A 17,478-nucleotide genomic window follows, 5' to 3' on the forward strand; every position below is an offset into this window, starting at 1 on the left:
CCTACATGAAAAAAAAGAAAATTCCAATGAGAAGATGTATTGCATCTGGACAGATGATGCCAAAGAAAGAGTTGGTACGTGTTGTTCGAAATACTGAAGGTGTTGCAGAACTTGATCCAAGTGGCAGGCTCAATGGACGTGGAGCCTATATCACTTTAGAACCGACATTGGTTGAAAAAGCATGGAAAAATCATTTGTTTGAAAAGCAGTTGGAAATCGAAATTCCAGACAGCTTTTATGAAGAATTATTAACCTATGTGGACCATCAAAAAGCTAGAAAAGAGATTCTATAATGGACCAACAAACCTTAAAGAAAGCTCTAAACCTATTAGGAATGGCAACGAGAGCTGGGAAACTGGTTTCTGGTGAAGAACAAGTACTAACAGCCATTCAAAGAAATAAAGTATTTTGTGTCATTTGCGCTACGGATTCTAGTCCAAAAACTGTAAAAAAAATTCAGAATAAATGCCAACATTATGAAATTCCATTTATTCAACCATTTGATTCGGCAACGATTTCTCAAGCAATTGGGAAAAATCGTTCCATCTGCGGAATATCAGATAAGGGTTTTTCAAAAAGTCTACTTGGCATGGAAGGAATAACGATAATGAAGATATAGGAAGGTGAGAGTATGACAAAAACACGTGTATACGAGTTTGCAAAGAAATTAAATCTTTCAAGTAAGGCAGTCTTAGACCAAGCGTCTACTTTGGGCATTTCTTATAATAGTCACATGTCAACCATGGAAGATAATGAAATTAAACAATTAAATCAAGCATTCACAAAAAAAGCATCAGCCAAAACTGCTCCAACAACGGCTGTGACTAAGAAAGAGAGTCCAAAACCTATTAAACAGACAGCGAATTCATCAAACAACCAAACAAGTTCTCATCAAAATCAAGCAAAAAAACCACAAAGCAATAAACCAACTAACAGACCAAGTGGGCAAACCACAACACGTTCAGACAATCGTCCTTCGAAGCCACAAGGTCGAACTGAAAACAGCGGTCAAACTAGACCAAATTCAACAACTGGTACTCGTCCAAACTCTTCAAACAATGGACAAAGAAGTAGTCAATCATCCAGACCAGCTGCATCACAAGACAGAACTTCTAGTGCATCAAGCAATCGTAGACCAGCTACTGCTACAAAAGATGCTAGACCAACAACAGTTACCAGAGAAAGTAGACCGGCAAGTGGTCAATCAGGAAGCTCTAGCCAATCTAGACCAGCTAAACCTAACTATGACAATAAAAAACCAGCTAACAAAAGAACTGACTCACGCTTTGACAAACAAGGTGGAGACAGCTTTAACCGTGGTAAGAAAAACAACCGCAACAATAAGAACCGTGGCCGTAATAATCGTGGTCAAGAAAGCAAGAAACCACCAGTTCCAGCACGTAAATTCCATGAATTACCAGAAGTTTTAGTTTACACAGACGGCATGACAGTAGCTGATTTAGCGAAAAAAATCAAACGTGAACCAGCTGAAATCATCAAGAAATTATTTTTACTTGGTGTCATGGCGACACTCAATCAAGGACTTTCTAGAGATGCTATTGAATTATTAGCAGCAGATTATGGTATTGAAGCTGAAGAAAAGATTGAAAAAGATATTTCTGACCTAGATAGCTATTTTGAAGAAGAAGTGAAGCCAGAAGAACTAGTGTCACGTCCTCCTGTAGTGACCATTATGGGACACGTCGATCATGGTAAGACAACCTTGCTTGACCAACTTAGAAATACTAGTGTCACTCTTTCTGAAGCTGGTGGTATCACGCAACATATCGGTGCTTACCAAATAAAAATCGATGGAAAACCAATTACTTTCTTGGATACACCGGGACATGCTGCCTTTACAACTATGCGTGCTCGTGGTGCTGATGTAACAGACATTACAATTATTGTCGTTGCTGCAGATGATGGCGTGATGCCACAAACCATCGAAGCGATTAACCATGCTAAAGCAGCAGATGTACCAATTATCGTAGCTGTTAATAAGATCGATAAACCAGCTGCTAACCCAGGTAGAGTTATGCAAGAATTATCTGATTTAGGATTGGTTCCTGAAGCTTGGGGTGGAGACACTATCTTTGTAGAAATTTCAGCTAAGTTTAATCAAAATATTGAAGAATTACTTGAAATGATTCTTCTAGTTGCTGAAATTCAAGAGTTAAAAGCTAACCCTAACCGTTTAGCATTAGGCTCTGTTATCGAAGCTCGTTTAGACAAATCAAAAGGACCTATCGCTACTCTGTTAGTACAAGAAGGAACCTTAAAAGTGGGAGACCCTATTGTTGTTGGAAATGCCTTTGGACGTGTTCGAGTAATGGTCAACGACCAAGGACGTCGAGTAAAAGAAGCTTTGCCAGCCACTCCAGTTGAAATTACCGGATTGAACGTATCACCTCAAGCAGGGGACCGTTTTGTTGTCTTTGAAGATGAAAAAACTGCTCGTGCTGCGGGTGAGGAGCGTGCCAAACGTGCTCTAATCGAACAACGTAGTGCAACTAACCGTATCACCTTAGACAACCTATTCTCAAGCCTTAAAGAGGGTGAGATGAAAGAAGTTAACGTCATTATCAAAGCTGACGTACAAGGTTCAGCGGAAGCATTAGTTTCCAGCTTACAAAAGATTGAGGTTGAAGGTGTACGCGTTAAGATTATCCATACAGCCGTTGGAGCTGTGAACGAAAGTGATATTACTCTTGCCTTAGCAAGTAATGCCATTATCATTGGATTCAACGTTCGACCTACCCCACAAGCAAAATTACAAGCTGAGTCTGAACAAGTAGATATCCGCCTACACCGCATTATTTATAATGTGATTGACGAGATTGAAACTGCTATGAAGGGAATGCTTGATCCAGAGTTTGAAGAAAAAGTAACTGGTTCTGCTATCGTACGTGAAACCTATGCTGTTTCTAAACTTGGAACAATTGCTGGTTCATATGTAACAGACGGTTTTATCAGACGAAATAGTCAAGTTCGTCTAATCCGTGATAATATTGTTATCTATGAAGGCGAACTAGCTAGCTTAAAACGTTTCAAAGATGATGTAAAAGAAGTCAAACTAGGCTTTGAATTCGGACTTATGATTCAAAACTACAATGATATCCGTGTAGACGATATCGTTGAAGCTTTTGAAATGGTCGAAATCAAAAGAAAATAAGAACTCCAGATTAGAGGTGTAAGCAAATGGCAAATTTTAGATTAGGTCGAGTGACGCAAGAAATCATGCGTGAAGTCAATGACATCTTGAAAAAGAAAGTCAGAGATCCTCGTGTTGAAGGAGTAACCATTACAGATGTCGAAGTAACTGGCGACCTACAACAAGCCACTATCTATTATTCAACCCTCTCTGATTTAGCCAGTGAACGCAAAGCTACTGAAGAAGGGCTAGAAAAGGCAACTGGATTAATTCGCCGTGAACTTGGTCAACGCTTGACCCTGTATAAGACCCCTGAATTATTCTTTAAGCGAGATGAATCAGTCGATTACGGCAATAAGATTGACCAATTGATTAATCAGTTGCACCAAGAAGACTAAACATTTTTATAGGACATCCCTTGGTTTACTGGTAACGGTGAACCACAGGGATGTTTTATGTATTCTTAGCAATATTAACTATATGAATTTGACCTATATGAGTGTGGATATTGTATAATAAACTTATAGAGGTATTCACCGTGTATTGGCTCATTGTAGTAGCTTTAATGATTCTTAGGAGTTATATTTACGAGGAGGGAGATTATGTTTCTTGCATCATTACTATCCGGGCTGACCTTACTGTTTATCGGCATAATCATATGGCGTTTTAAACTAGTTAATATTTTAGCAGGTTATAAATCATCGGAAACTAGTAATCCAAATCGGCTAGCTACTCTAGTAGGAATATCTTTAATGCTAAATGGAGTTGTAATATTAGTGGAAGCCATGCTAATCTACGAGGAGATACTAGCGAATGAGACGGCATTACTGACGATAATCGGAACTCTACTTATAGGGGTTTCAATTACAGGACTAGTAGCAAATTATTTTTCTAAACGGTGACAGACCATGTATCAACCTGTATAAAAAATCTAAAATCAATAGCGCTTAAAGTTACGTTAACTTATAACGTGATTTTAAGCGCCTTTCAATTTTTTAAGATATTTGTCAAATCTAATCGAAAGCTTTTAATAAATAATAGTCTCCGGAGTACAAAGCTACTCTAATACTATAAGCGAATTATTTTCCAATTAGCAAACTTTCATTTTCATTGATTTATTGATAAACTAGTAGGGAATGAATCTCTTGTTACAGAAAGGATTTTTATGAAAATATTATTCGTTGGTGACGTTGTTGGAAGCTTGGGTCGCCAGATGGTGGATACCTATCTGCCTCAATTAAAAAAACACTACAAACCACAATTAACCATCCTTAATGGAGAAAATGCTGCGGCAGGTAGAGGAATTACCGAGAAAATTTACAAGCAGTTTCTTCAATCCGGAGTGGATATTGTTACCATGGGAAACCATACGTGGGACAATCGCGAGATTTTTGAATTTATCGATGGAGCCAAGAAATTAATTCGTCCGGCAAATTTCCCCAAATCAGTTCCTGGAGTTGGTCTTGTTTATGTAAAGGTTAATGCGATTGAGGTAGCGGTCATCAATCTTCAAGGCCGTGTCTTTATGAATACCTTGGATGACCCTTTTCAAGTGATTGAGGAGCTGTTGGAACAATGTAGTGCTAGGACCAAACATATTTTTGTGGATTTTCATGCTGAAACGACTAGTGAAAAGCAAGCAATGGCGTGGTATCTAGATGGACGGATCTCTGCTCTTGTTGGTACTCATACGCATGTACAGACCAATGATGCTAGAATTCTACCTCAAGGAACCGCATATCTAACAGATGTGGGTATGACTGGTCCTTATGATGGCATTCTAGGTATGGAAAGAAATGCCATTATAGGTAAGTTTCTCAACCAGCTACCAGCTAGATTTGTAGTTCCAGATAATGGGCCAACTATTTTATCTGCTTGTATTATTGAAGTGGATGATACCAGTGGTAAATCTAAGAGTATTCAGCCCATTCAGATTTCACCAGATAAGCCATTTTTGGAAGGCGGTTTTTGATGTGAAGCCAGTAGATAAAAGCTTTGATCAAGAGATGTCACCACAGCTAAAACAGATGGTTGGGCAGCTGATTCATGAACTCAATCAATTTCCAGAAGTGATTCGCTATAAGCAAGTGGAAGAGGCTATTAATAAATCAACTTATTTAAAAAAGCTAGAAGAGACTATCAAGGAAAAGCAGAAAAATGCTGCTCATATGATGGTTTATGGAAAAATTCAAGCTAAAAAAGAGCTAGACAAAGAAATCGACTCGCTAACCTTACAATTTCAGCAGAATATCACGGTTGAACAATATCGATCAGCACAAGAAGAAGTAGACGAGTTGATTCAAACCATTATGCAATACCTACAAACACAACTGGTTGACTCTTTAGAATAAGAATTAAGTTATATGAAATGAGTGAAACTATGCCACAAAAAACAAAACATACGCCAATGATGGAACAATATTTTTCTATTAAAGACCAATATCCTGATAGTTTTCTGTTCTATCGTTTAGGTGACTTTTATGAGCTTTTCTATGATGACGCTTTAAAAGCAGCGCAATTACTAGAAATTACCTTGACCAGCCGAAATAAAAATGCAGATGACCCTATTCCTATGTGTGGAGTCCCTCATCATGCTGCCAAAGAATATATTCGTACCTTAGTTGAGATGGGCTACAAGGTAGCCATTTGTGAGCAAATGGAGGATCCCAAAACGACCAAAGGAATGGTCAAACGAGATGTAGTCCAGGTCATCACACCCGGAACCTACACTGATTATTCCAATCAGAATGCACAATCCAATCATTACTTGGTCGCCATTACCAAATCTGCTTTGTCTAAAGGCTATACCTTGGCCTATGTTGATGTTACTACAGGAGAATTAAGAGGGACACAACTAACCTCTTTTGATGCCTTGAAAAATGAGCTATCAGCCATTCAAACTAGGGAAGTCATCGTCAACTCAGAAGAACTAGCCCGAGAAATTGAAGCTTTGTCTAGCTCACTTAATTTTATTGTCAGCCTATTTAATGGCGACACAATTAGTGAGGACCAACTTAGAGTCTACCAATCTTTGTGGTCACAAGTAGAGGCTGCTTCTTTAAAAGCAAGCTTTAATTATCTACTTGCTTATTTGATTTCTACGCAAAAACGAAGTCTATCTCATTTGCAAGTAGCGGTTGAATACCAAGTTGAACATTTTTTAAAAATCAATTTTGAAAGCAAGAGAAACTTAGAATTACTAACATCCTTAAAAACGCAGTTGAAAAATGGCTCCTTATACTGGTTTTTAGATGAAACTAAAACGGCTATGGGGTCTAGGTTGTTGAAAAAATGGATTGAAAAACCATTGGTAGTGGAAGCAGATATTGTTGAACGCCACCAACAGGTAGAAAGTCTTATCAATCATTATTTTGAACGGTCTGATATTTCTAGCTACCTAACAGCAATCTACGACTTAGAAAGAATCGTTGGAAAAATCTCCTTTGGAACGGCAAATGCTAGAGACTTATTACAATTAAAGCAATCCTTATTACAAATTCCGCATATCGCTCAAGTGTTAGGAACCTTACCTGATACCGTTTGGGCAAGAACGATTGATTTTTTAGATCCAGTTCCGGAAGTTGTAGATATTATTTCTAGAGCTATTGATGAGGATGCACCTCTTCAACTCAAGGATGGCAATGTGATTCGTGCAGGATACTCTAATATTCTGGATGATTACCGAGATACTATGGCTAATGGCAAACAGTGGATTGCGGCCTTACAAGCACAAGAAAGAGAAAAAACAGGCATTAAAACCTTAAAGATTAATTATAACCGAGTTTTTGGCTATTACATTGAGGTGACCAAAGCTAATGTCGCTCTCTTAGACGAAAGCCGCTATGAGCGCAAACAAACCTTGGCAAATGCTGAACGCTATGTGACACCTGAATTAAAAGAACAAGAACGAAAAATTTTAGAAGCGGAAGAAAAATCTTCTCAAGTAGAATATGATTTATTTATTGAGATTAGAGAATTAGTCAAATCTTATTCCAGTCGTTTACAATCTTTGGCAGCTACGGTCGCAAGTTTAGATGTTTTACAAAGTTTTGCCTTGGTTAGTGAACAGTATCAATTTGTTCAACCGCAACTGTCTTTTGATGACCGAGATTTAGAGATTATCGATGGGCGGCACCCAGTTGTGGAAAAAGTCATGGGGCAGGCCGCTTACGTACCCAACTCCATTTCTATGGACAAGAACCAAGAGATTCTACTAATTACAGGTCCTAACATGTCCGGTAAATCCACCTATATGAGACAGTTAGCCCTAATCGTTATCTTAGCTCAAATGGGTTGTTTTGTACCTGCCAAATCAGCCAAGTTACCAATTTTTAAACAGGTTTTCACTAGAATTGGAGCCGCGGACGACTTGATTGCTGGTCAAAGTACCTTTATGGTTGAAATGCTAGAGACCAACGTTGCTATTCAAGAGGCGGATAAATACTCACTCTTGTTGTTTGACGAGATCGGTCGTGGGACAGCTACCTATGATGGGATGGCATTGGCTCAAGCAATATTGCAATACATTCATGAAAAAATACCGGCCAAAACACTGTTTTCAACACATTACCATGAATTAACAGACCTGAGCCAAGAATTAAAAGGATTACGCAATGTCCATGTAGGAGCGATTGAAAAAAATGGAGAAGTGGTCTTCTTGCATAAAATCATGGAAGGCCCAGCAGATAAAAGCTACGGAATCCATGTGGCAAAACTGGCTGGCTTACCAAAAGAACTGCTGAAAAATGCTCAAAAAATCCTTTCTAAATTAGAAAGTCAGGCAAGTAAAGATTCTGCTAAAGTCATTGACCAACAACTGTCCTTATTTGAAGAGACAGAACTAAATCTCAATGAAAGAGCTGTATCTGATCAAATTCAAAGTTTAAATCTAGCACAACTAACACCGATTCAAGTCTTGAATTTAGTTGTTGATTGGCAAGAACTCTTGAAAGGGGATGAGAGCTAATGGGTATTATTAAGGAATTAAGTTCTCTATTAACCAACCAGATTGCAGCTGGTGAAGTGATTGAACGTCCAGCATCTGTTGTCAAAGAGTTGTTAGAGAATTCTGTCGATGCGGGTAGTACTCGTATTGAAATCTCACTTCTTGAAGCAGGTCTCCGCTCCATTTATATTAGTGATAATGGACAGGGGATGTCACCAGAAGATGCTAGATTGGCCATCAAACGTCATACAACTAGTAAATTATACAGTCCAGAGCAACTATTCCGCATTCGGACACTTGGTTTTCGAGGCGAGGCCCTAGCCAGTATCACAGCTGTTTCAAAAGTCACGCTGAAAACATCAACAGGTGAAGGACAAGGGATTGAGCTTTACTTAGAAGGTGGACAAATTATTAAGGATACACCAATTGGATTGCCAAAAGGAACGAGTATCCTTGTAGAAGATTTGTTTTACAATACACCAGCTCGGTTGAAGTATTTAAAAAGTATTCAAACAGAATTAGCACATATTACAGACGTTGTCAGTAAAATGTCTCTCAGTCATCCGCAAATTGCTTTTATCTTGAAACATGATAATAATTTCTTGCTGCGTACAAGTGGAAATGATGATTTGAGACAAGCCATTGCTGGAAATTTAGGGACTGACAATGCTAGGAAGATGGTTGCCTTTGAAGGAGAGGATTTGGATTTCCACATTCAAGGCTATACCTCTATTCCAGAGCTAACTCGTTCTAACCGCAACAACATGTCCATTTTTATTAATGGTCGTTCTATTAAAAATTTTGCTATCAATCGGGCTATTATTGATGCTTATGGGTCAACCTTGATGATTGGGCGGTTTCCTATATCGGTTATTAAGGTTACTATGGATTCTCTCTTAGTCGATGTCAACGTTCATCCTACCAAACAGGAAGTGCGAATTAGTAAAGAAAAAGAACTGGTTGACTTAATTAAACGAACCATTTCTGTAGCTATCAAGGGGGTTCAACGGATTCCTGGTTTGAATACCAATGATAGTTTCAAAGGCTTTGCTAAGAAAAGCAAGGTTGACGCAGAACAAGAAGTATTGCATTTGAGTCAAGAATCAATATCTGATAGGTCTTTTCCTGGTGATGAGCTGTCTGACTTTTTATCTCAGATGAATGTCAATGAAGATGTTAGCCAAGTCTCAAATAGTCAAGTAAGTCACCCGGCACAAACTGAGGGCTTTGAGAATAAATTGGTTGAGGAAGAAGCCAAAGAATACCATCTTGACCAAAAAGAAAGCATCATTTCTAGTGAAGAAGAACTGGTTGACTTTCATCAAGAAAACTCAGACTATCTCAAATTAGCCAAAACTGATATGGAGCAACTTGACTATACCAATAACCCATTTCCTGAGCTCTATTATTTTGGGCAAATGCATGGCACCTATCTCTTTGCCCAGAATCAAGATGGTTTGTATATGATTGACCAACACGCTGCGCAAGAGCGGATAAAATATGAATATTTTAAGGTCGAAATTGGCAATGTTGCTCCTCATTTTCAACAATTGTTGGTGCCCCTAGTTTTGACTTATTCCAAACAGGAAGTTCTTCAATTACAGGAGAGAAGTGAAGCGTTGGAAAGTATGGGGATCCATCTTGAACCTTTCGGTAGCAATAGTTTTCAGTTACAAGAACATCCTGCTTGGATTAAAAAAGGGCAAGAAATAGTGACCATTGAAGCGATTATCGACTTTGTACTAAAGGACAAATCCATTGATGTTGCTACCTTAAGAGAAGCAACGGCTATTATGATGAGTTGTAAGCAATCCATTAAAGCCAATCACCATCTATCGGATATAGAAGCTCGTCAATTGTTATTGGATTTGTCAAAATGCTCTAATCCTTACAACTGTCCACATGGCAGACCAGTTCTGGTTCATTTTTCGAATAAAGATATGGAACATTTATTTAAGAGAATTCAAGACCCGCATCGCTCTAGGAGTCAAGAGATGTAAGAAATAAAATTGAAAGAAGGAACTACGATGACAGAGTTTTCTAAAGAAAATTTAAAAGCACGTTTAAGTGATATTCAATTTCAAGTAACTCAAAATGCAGCAACTGAGCGTCCATTTTCAGGAGAGTATGATGATTTTTACCAAGATGGGATCTATGTGGATATTGTGAGTGGTGAGCCACTGTTTTCTTCAAAGGACAAGTTTGATGCTGGTTGTGGCTGGCCATCTTTTTCTAAGCCGATCCAAGAGGAAGAAGTGAAAGAGCTGGTGGACAGGTCATTTGGTATGAAGCGTACAGAAGTTAGAAGCGCTACGGCAGATTCGCACCTAGGTCACGTTTTTGATGATGGACCAAAAGAAAGTGGTGGCTTGCGTTATTGTATCAATTCAGCGGCTTTACGATTTGTTCCGAAAGATGAACTTGAAGCTCAAGGCTACGGCGAGTTTCTACCATTCTTCGAGTAGATAGTCATTGGTAAATTTGAGATGGTGAGGAAAATATATGTATGAATTTATCAGCGGTAATTTAGTAACCATTTATCCTACCGCTATTGTAGTTGAGAATAATGAGATAGGCTATTTGATTTCAGTGCCAAATCCCTATCGCCTACAAACCAAGCTTAATCAAAAGGTTAAGGTATTGGTTCATCAGGTGATTAGGGAAGATTCACATACTTTGTATGGATTTCTATCCATTGAAGAGAAGGATTTGTTTAAGCAATTGGTCAGCGTTTCTGGTATAGGCCCTAAAAGTGCCTTATCTATTTTAGCCAGTGATGACCATGATGGTTTAATCAGAGCAGTCCAAAATGCAGACGTAACTTACTTGACACGCTTTCCTGGAGTCGGTAAAAAAACTGCTCAGCAGATTATTCTTGATTTGAAAGACAAACTCTTAGTAAATGTGGTTGACCAAGAGGGGATGTCATCTAGTGAAGGCGAATCTGTCTTAGTACAAGACTCAAGTCAAAATAAGGTCTTATCTGATACGCAAGAAGCTTTGATAGGCTTAGGTTATTCTTTCAGAGAAATCAAGAAAATTTGGAAGCAAATGGAAGATGAGACTTATCCATCCACGCAAGAAGCCTTAAGTAAGGCTTTTACTTTGTTAATGAAGGGATAGATGTGATTTATGGAGGAACATCGTTTTGTTAGTAACCAGTCTTCTGGAACAGATGAAGAACAGTTAGAACTATCCCTACGCCCTCAAACATTGGGTCAATATATTGGTCAAGATAAGATAAAAAAAGAATTGGCTATTTATATCCAAGCAGCGAAAAATCGTTCGGAAGCTATGGACCATGTGCTCTTGTATGGCCCGCCTGGTTTAGGAAAAACAACAATGGCTAGGGTCATTGCCACAGAGTTAGAGGTGGGGATTAAGACGACTAGTGGTCCAGCTATTGAACGTCAGGGGGATTTGATTGCACTCTTGAATGATTTGCAGGCAGGGGATGTTTTGTTTATTGATGAGATTCATCGGTTGCCAAGAGTTGTAGAAGAGATGCTCTATTCGGCGATGGAAGATTTCTATGTGGATATTATTGTAGGGCAAGGTCCGACAGCTCATCCAGTTCATTTTCCATTGCCGCCTTTTACCTTGGTGGGGGCGACGACGCGAGCGGGGGCTCTATCTGCTCCGTTGCGGGATCGGTTTGGAATTGTGTCTCACATGGAGTACTATGATATCAAAGCTTTGACAGAGATTGTTGAGAGAACCGCTAGTGTTTTTAATGCACCAATTCATGGTGATGCGGCTTTAGAGATTGCACTTAGATCGAGGGGGACACCCAGAATTGCCAATCGGATTTTGAAACGCGTTAGAGATTTTTCAGAGGTTTATGTGTCAGACGGCATTACCATTGATGTAACGCAAGAGGCTCTGCGAGTTTTGCAAGTGGATCATAAAGGCTTGGATAAAATTGATCGCAAATTATTGGTCAGCATGATTGACTTGTATGGTGGTGGTCCAGTGGGGCTGTCTGCCATTGCTGCCAATATTTCGGAAGATACGGAAACAATTGAAGATATGTATGAGCCATATTTATTGCAAATTGGCTTTTTAAAAAGAACATCAAGAGGACGCATTGTCACACAAGCTGCCTACGAACATCTGGGTAGACCATACACTCTTGATTAAAGGAGAACTGTTGTGAAAGAACTGACAACCAATGATTTTGATTTTGCATTACCGGAGGAACTTATTGCACAAACTCCTCTAGAAAACCGCTCTGCGTCTCGCTTGTTAGATATTTCAGTTGAAAGACAAGAAATGAAAGACCAGTCATTTGAAGATATCTTGACTTCCCTATCAGCTGGAGACGTCTTGGTTTTAAATGATACGCGTGTGCTGCCGGCCCGACTGCATGGACAAAAGGTTGACACCGGTGCACATGTAGAAGTCTTATTGCTGACCAATAGGCAAGGGGACGAATGGGAAACATTAGTTAAGCCAGCCAGAAAATTAAAAGTTGGTACCGAGATAAGTTTTGGAGATGGTCGATTGACCGCAACTATTATAGAGGAATTAGAACAAGGCGGCAGAATAATCCGCTTTAATTATGAAGGGGTCTTTTTAGAACTATTGGAAGACCTAGGCGAAATGCCCTTGCCACCTTATATTAAAGAGCGCTTGGACAATCAAGAAAGATATCAGACTGTTTACGCAAGAGAAAATGGTTCTGCAGCCGCACCGACTGCTGGACTACATTTTACGAATGGTTTGTTAGATGACTTGAGAGCAAAGGGGGTTGAAGTAACCTTTATTACCTTACATGTTGGGTTAGGAACCTTTAGACCCGTGTCTGTTGAACGATTGGAAGACCATAAGATGCACGCGGAGTACTATCAAATCTCCCAAGAAACTAGCCAGATCGTTAATCGTGCTAAAGATGAAGGCAGACGAGTGATAGCAGTTGGAACGACTTCCATTAGGACCTTAGAGAGTGTTGCCAAGGTAAATGGTGGTCGCTTAATAGCAACAAGTGGGTGGACGGATATTTTTATCTCACCTGGCTATGAATTTTCAATAGTTGATGCCTTTATCACCAATTTTCACTTGCCAAAATCAACTCTAGTTATGTTAGTAGCTGCCTATACAGGCCGAGAATTTATCTTACAAGCCTACCAACATGCTATTCAAGAGAAATACCGCTTCTTTAGTTTTGGCGATGCCATGTTTGTTCATAAATAAATAGTATTGCTCAGAAATGAGAATGGTGGCACCGCCATGAGCCTTGGTCTTACGGTTTAGCTGTCTACGTATCTGTAAGGGGTTGGACAAAAAGTCTGTAATAAAATAAAAGCATTCTAAATCATAAAATAGTTCCCCAAAAATCTATCAGAAATGGGAACGGTGGCACCGCCGAAAGCCTTGGTCTCACTGGCTTAGCTGTCTACGTGGCTGTAAATCGGCTGAAGCCGAAACATCCACTGTGCGTCAGCTATGCTTACACCGTTATTTCTGACAGATTTTTGGGGAACTATTTTATTTGGTTACCTTTTGGACTTTTTTCCCAGCCCTAATAGTCTGTGTAGGAGACTATTAGTGCAACAAAATTGTAGCAGTAAGAAATGTTTGTCCATATATCAATCATACGTTTAAAACAACAAACACTACTACAAACGATTTCTTGTAGTAGTGTTTGTTCTATCCATATCAGTTGGTTTGGTAGTGTTAATGCTGTTCAGTTTCTCGTTTTAATGGTATAAAGCTTTGGATGATATATATTGCAACTGACATAATGATTCCCAAGAATAAAGCCTTGGTGAAATCGTAACTCCCACTTGTTAAAGCGGTACCTAGATAATAGGTTACTTGTCCTAAGATTAAACCCCAAAATAAAGTTGTTAGATATTTCAAATGGTGCACCTTCTTTCGCTAGTAATTATAGTTCAAGGGGGAAGCTAATTCAAGTAGGACAAGCTAAATGACCTTATTATTTGTTATTTGAGGAATAGACTAGAAAAAGATATAATGGATAAGAGAATATCAGCAAAAAAAGAAAGGAGGTAGACACTTGAAATTTCTAACCTTAGAGGTGGTGTCTAGTTATAGCTTATTACAAAGTACTATAAATATAGACGACTATATCCGTGTTGGTAAGTTGATGGGCTATGAAAGTCTAGCTTTAACGGACAAGGGGATTTTACATGGCGTTGTTGAGTTTTATGAAAAATGTCGTAAAGAGGGCATTAAGCCTATTATTGGTTGCCAGTTTGACTTTCCAGGTCTGGTTTTAAAAGACTTATCTTATTCTTTTATTGTTTATGCTAAAAATTATCAAGGCTATCTTTGTTTAATGGAACTATCAACGATTTACCAGACTGACAAAACTATTCAATCCATGTATCAGTTGATGCAAGAAAACAAAGATCATATAAAAATTCTCCTTCTCTCAGACCACTCGGAAATCAAAAGTCTATATCGATCCCATAATTCTTTGGATTTTAAGCTATTTTTGGATAAAGTCAAAGAAACTTTTGGATTAATAGAAATTGCATTGGCTGTCAGTTTGGATACTCTCGAAGAAAATGCCTATCAAGACTACATTTCGCTAATACAATCAAGCTCCATCAAGCCCATTTCACACCAAGCAACCTACTATTTAAGAACCAATGATGATTATAGTTGGCGCGTATTAAATGCAATTGAAGAAAACTTACAGATTGAAGCACATCAAGCCGATGTTAGCGGACCGCATTATTTGCATGAGTCGAACACCATTCTTAAGCAGTTTAAACAGCTCAACCAAGAAGATCTCATCAGTAACCAGATGGCTTTTGTTGAGGACTTGTCTGTTGAGATTCTTTTACACCAGTCCTTGTTGCCAAAATACCAAACCCCTAAACATGAAGAAGCGCATGATTATTTACGTAGCAGATGTTTCATCGGCTTGACAACAAGGGGAGTAGAAGACAAGCCGGACTATATTGAACGCATGAACTATGAATTAGATGTCATTCATCAAATGGGCTTTGACGATTACTTCCTTATCGTATGGGATGTGATGGCTTATGCAGCAGATCATGACATTCAGATTGGTCCGGGACGTGGGTCGGCAGCAGGCTCCCTTGTATCCTATTTATTGGGCATTACACAAGTAGATCCCATCAAATATGATTTGCTTTTTGAACGGTTTTTAAATCCTGAACGATACACCATGCCCGATATTGATTTGGATTTCCCTGACAACAAAAGGGACGACCTATTAATGTATGTAGCGAATAAATACGGTGCTAAAAAAGTTGCTCAGATTGCGACATTTGGAACTTTGGCTGCCAAACAAGCCATTCGTGATGTGGGACGAGTCATGGGCTTGGATACCCCATCCGCATCCAGATGGTCCAAAGCCATTCCAAACACTTTAGGAATCAAACTGGAAGATGCTTTCAAACAATCTTCACCTTTAAGAGACCTAGTCAACCGCAGTCCAAGAAATCAACTCTTGTTTGAAACTGCCAAAAGAATAGAAGGTCTGCCACGACACATGTCAACCCATGCGGCAGGAGTGGTGATAAGCCAAGAAAACTTGATTAATTATGTTCCCTTAATGAATCGAGACTTAGACTTGTTAACCACACAATATTCCATGGGAGTCGTAGAGCAAATCGGTCTATTAAAAATGGATTTTCTAGGATTAAGAAATTTAACCATTCTAAATGATATCCTTCAGTTCATCAAAAAAACAAGACAAGAAGAAATTGATATTTACCAAATTCCTTTAGACGATGAAAAGACGTTTGCTATTTTCCAAGCAGCCAAAACCAATGGAATCTTTCAGTTTGAATCTTCTGGTATTAGGCAGGTGTTAAAACGCTTAGAGCCAAATTCCTTAGAAGACTTAGCCGCTGTTAATGCCTTATATAGACCCGGTCCAATGGAACAGATTGACACCTTTATTAAACGTAAAAAAGGGAAAGAGAAGATTCGATACCCACATGATGACCTAGAATCCATTTTAAAAAATACCTATGGGGTTATGGTCTATCAAGAACAAGTTATGCAAGTGACCAATAGGTTGGCTGGATTTACTTTGGGGCAAGCAGATATTTTACGCCGTGCTATGGGGAAAAAAGATAAAAAAGTTATCGATGAAAAAAAGGTAGACTTTGTAAAGGGAGCTCAGAATAAAGGCTATAGTAAGGAAACAGCTATTGAAGTTTATAACTACATTGAGCGATTTGCCAACTATGGGTTTAACCGTTCGCATTCTTTTGCTTACTCCTTACTGGGCTACCAACTAGCTTATTTGAAAGCAAATTTCACATCAGAATTTTTTGCGGGGCTTCTAAAGTCAACAAATCCACAATCGTCAAAAGCTCAAGATTATCTGATGGAAGCCAAAGAAAATGGTATCGCCATACTGGCACCATCTATTCAGGAAAGTGGCTCTATCTATACCATACAAGACCAAGGTATAATTACTGGCTTAAGCTCTATCAAAGGATTACGAAAAGACTTTATAGCCCTCATTATCGAAAATCGCTATCAATATGGTGCTTATAAGGATTTCTTAGACTTTGCCTATCGAATTGGAAAGAAATATAGTAAGGTAGAAAATTTTGAAGCCTTGATTTATTCAGGGGCTTTGGATTGTTTTGGTCAAACCAGAGCCAGTCTTTTAGCATCAATACCCGGAATCATTAGCGGAGTCTCTATCCATGGAAATAACTTAAGCTTAGATTTAAACGATGAGTTACTACCAAAGCTAGAAATTCGTCCGGAACTGCCACTCTTATTGCGACTCGAAAAGGAAGAAGAATATCTAGGCTACGCTGTTTCTGGTCATCCAAGTGAGGAATTTAAGGAACAGTATCAGCAGAAGCTTTTGAAACCAATCCATGGTGTTTACGAGCGACAAAAGGTAGAAATGATTGGCATATTAAAAAACGTCAAAAAAATCCGAACTAAAAAAGGTGACCCTATGGCTTTTGCTACACTACAAGATTATTCGGGTTCCATTGATGTCACCTTATTTCCTGAGAACTATGTGAAGTCTCATCAACTCTTTAATGAAAATGAGTTTGTCTATATTAGCGGAAAGATTGAACCAAATCGTTCAGGTGGTTTTCAATTACAAGTCAATCTACTCAAATCTATTGAAACCTATCGTAAAGACTTAGAAAATATAAATAAGAAATGCTATTTAAGAATCAAGGAAGACTTCCAAAATTCAGACACCTATCAAAGGATTGAGAAAATTGTCTCTGAAAATAAAGGATCTATTCCCGTTTATCTGTATGTAGAATCAACCAAAAAATTGGTCAGAGCCAATTTCAAACAGGGAATTGATGGGTCTAAGCTGTCAATCTATCAGCTGGAACAGCTTCTTGGAAACGGTTCAGTTAAAATCATTGAATAATATTCTGATTTAAAGCCT

Annotated in this window: 15 protein-coding genes; 14 read left to right on the forward strand and 1 reads right to left on the reverse strand. The window is 38.7% G+C overall.

What is annotated here, in order from left to right; all coding sequences use genetic code 11:
* Window positions 1-5: 5 nt before the first annotated feature.
* The 13 genes from rnpM to queA all read left to right on the forward strand — a co-directional run bounded on the left by rnpM (window position 6) and on the right by queA (window position 13,289).
* A complete protein-coding gene (rnpM, locus tag NPA36_RS04705; RefSeq protein WP_256944955.1) occupies window positions 6-293 on the forward strand; it encodes an RNase P modulator RnpM in 288 nt (95 codons plus the stop codon).
* Window positions 293-619 carry a L7Ae/L30e/S12e/Gadd45 family ribosomal protein gene (locus tag NPA36_RS04710; RefSeq protein ID WP_256944956.1) on the forward strand — a complete coding sequence of 109 codons (327 nt, stop codon included), beginning with the start codon at window positions 293-295 and terminating at the stop codon, window positions 617-619. Before rnpM ends, NPA36_RS04710 begins: the two co-directional genes overlap by 1 nt.
* Window positions 620-631: 12 nt before the next feature.
* Window positions 632-3,172, forward strand: a complete 2,541-nt coding sequence (gene infB / locus NPA36_RS04715; protein ID WP_256944957.1) for a translation initiation factor IF-2 — start codon at window positions 632-634, stop codon at window positions 3,170-3,172.
* Between the two features lie 26 nt (window positions 3,173-3,198).
* Entirely contained in the window at window positions 3,199-3,549 is a 351-nt protein-coding gene (gene rbfA / locus NPA36_RS04720; RefSeq protein ID WP_256944958.1) for a 30S ribosome-binding factor RbfA, read from the forward strand.
* Window positions 3,550-3,753: 204 nt separating this feature from the next.
* A complete protein-coding gene (locus NPA36_RS04725) occupies window positions 3,754-4,053 on the forward strand; it encodes a DUF3784 domain-containing protein (protein WP_256944959.1) in 300 nt (99 codons plus the stop codon).
* A gap of 263 nt (window positions 4,054-4,316) precedes the next feature.
* Complete coding sequence (locus NPA36_RS04730) at window positions 4,317-5,123, forward strand: TIGR00282 family metallophosphoesterase (RefSeq protein ID WP_256944960.1); 807 nt, start codon at window positions 4,317-4,319, stop codon at window positions 5,121-5,123.
* 1 nt (window position 5,124) lies between these two features.
* Window positions 5,125-5,502, forward strand: coding sequence for a YlbF family regulator (locus NPA36_RS04735; RefSeq protein ID WP_256944961.1), 378 nt, complete (start codon window positions 5,125-5,127; stop codon window positions 5,500-5,502).
* A 29-nt stretch (window positions 5,503-5,531) separates the two neighbouring features.
* Window positions 5,532-8,117: a DNA mismatch repair protein MutS gene (gene mutS / locus NPA36_RS04740; protein ID WP_256944962.1), complete on the forward strand. Its 2,586-nt coding sequence runs from the start codon at window positions 5,532-5,534 to the stop codon at window positions 8,115-8,117.
* Window positions 8,117-10,096: a DNA mismatch repair endonuclease MutL gene (gene mutL, locus NPA36_RS04745; RefSeq protein WP_256944963.1), complete on the forward strand. Its 1,980-nt coding sequence runs from the start codon at window positions 8,117-8,119 to the stop codon at window positions 10,094-10,096. The genes mutS and mutL overlap by 1 nt, the downstream gene beginning before the upstream one ends.
* 27 nt (window positions 10,097-10,123) lie before the next feature.
* Window positions 10,124-10,561 (forward strand): peptide-methionine (R)-S-oxide reductase MsrB, encoded by a 438-nt coding sequence (gene msrB / locus NPA36_RS04750; protein WP_256944964.1) that lies wholly within the window; start codon window positions 10,124-10,126, stop codon window positions 10,559-10,561.
* A 37-nt stretch (window positions 10,562-10,598) separates the two neighbouring features.
* Window positions 10,599-11,219 (forward strand): Holliday junction branch migration protein RuvA, encoded by a 621-nt coding sequence (gene ruvA / locus NPA36_RS04755; RefSeq protein ID WP_256944965.1) that lies wholly within the window; start codon window positions 10,599-10,601, stop codon window positions 11,217-11,219.
* A gap of 9 nt (window positions 11,220-11,228) precedes the next feature.
* On the forward strand, window positions 11,229-12,236 hold the full coding sequence (ruvB, locus tag NPA36_RS04760; protein WP_256944966.1) for a Holliday junction branch migration DNA helicase RuvB: 1,008 nt from the start codon (window positions 11,229-11,231) through the stop codon (window positions 12,234-12,236).
* A gap of 21 nt (window positions 12,237-12,257) precedes the next feature.
* Window positions 12,258-13,289 (forward strand): tRNA preQ1(34) S-adenosylmethionine ribosyltransferase-isomerase QueA, encoded by a 1,032-nt coding sequence (gene queA / locus NPA36_RS04765; protein WP_256945050.1) that lies wholly within the window; start codon window positions 12,258-12,260, stop codon window positions 13,287-13,289.
* A 483-nt stretch (window positions 13,290-13,772) separates the two neighbouring features.
* Here queA and NPA36_RS04770 read toward each other — a convergent pair whose 3' ends face one another.
* Window positions 13,773-13,967: a YjzD family protein gene (locus tag NPA36_RS04770; protein WP_407932777.1), complete on the reverse strand. Its 195-nt coding sequence runs from the start codon at window positions 13,965-13,967 to the stop codon at window positions 13,773-13,775.
* Between the two features lie 148 nt (window positions 13,968-14,115).
* On the opposite strand from NPA36_RS04770, the gene dnaE reads away from it, so the two are divergent.
* On the forward strand, window positions 14,116-17,460 hold the full coding sequence (gene dnaE / locus NPA36_RS04775) for a DNA polymerase III subunit alpha (RefSeq protein ID WP_256944968.1): 3,345 nt from the start codon (window positions 14,116-14,118) through the stop codon (window positions 17,458-17,460).
* The last annotated feature ends 18 nt before the right edge of the window (window positions 17,461-17,478 follow it).

The sequence above is a fragment of the Granulicatella seriolae genome (assembly GCF_024543085.1).
Taxonomy (GTDB): Bacteria; Bacillota; Bacilli; order Lactobacillales; family Aerococcaceae; genus Granulicatella; species Granulicatella seriolae.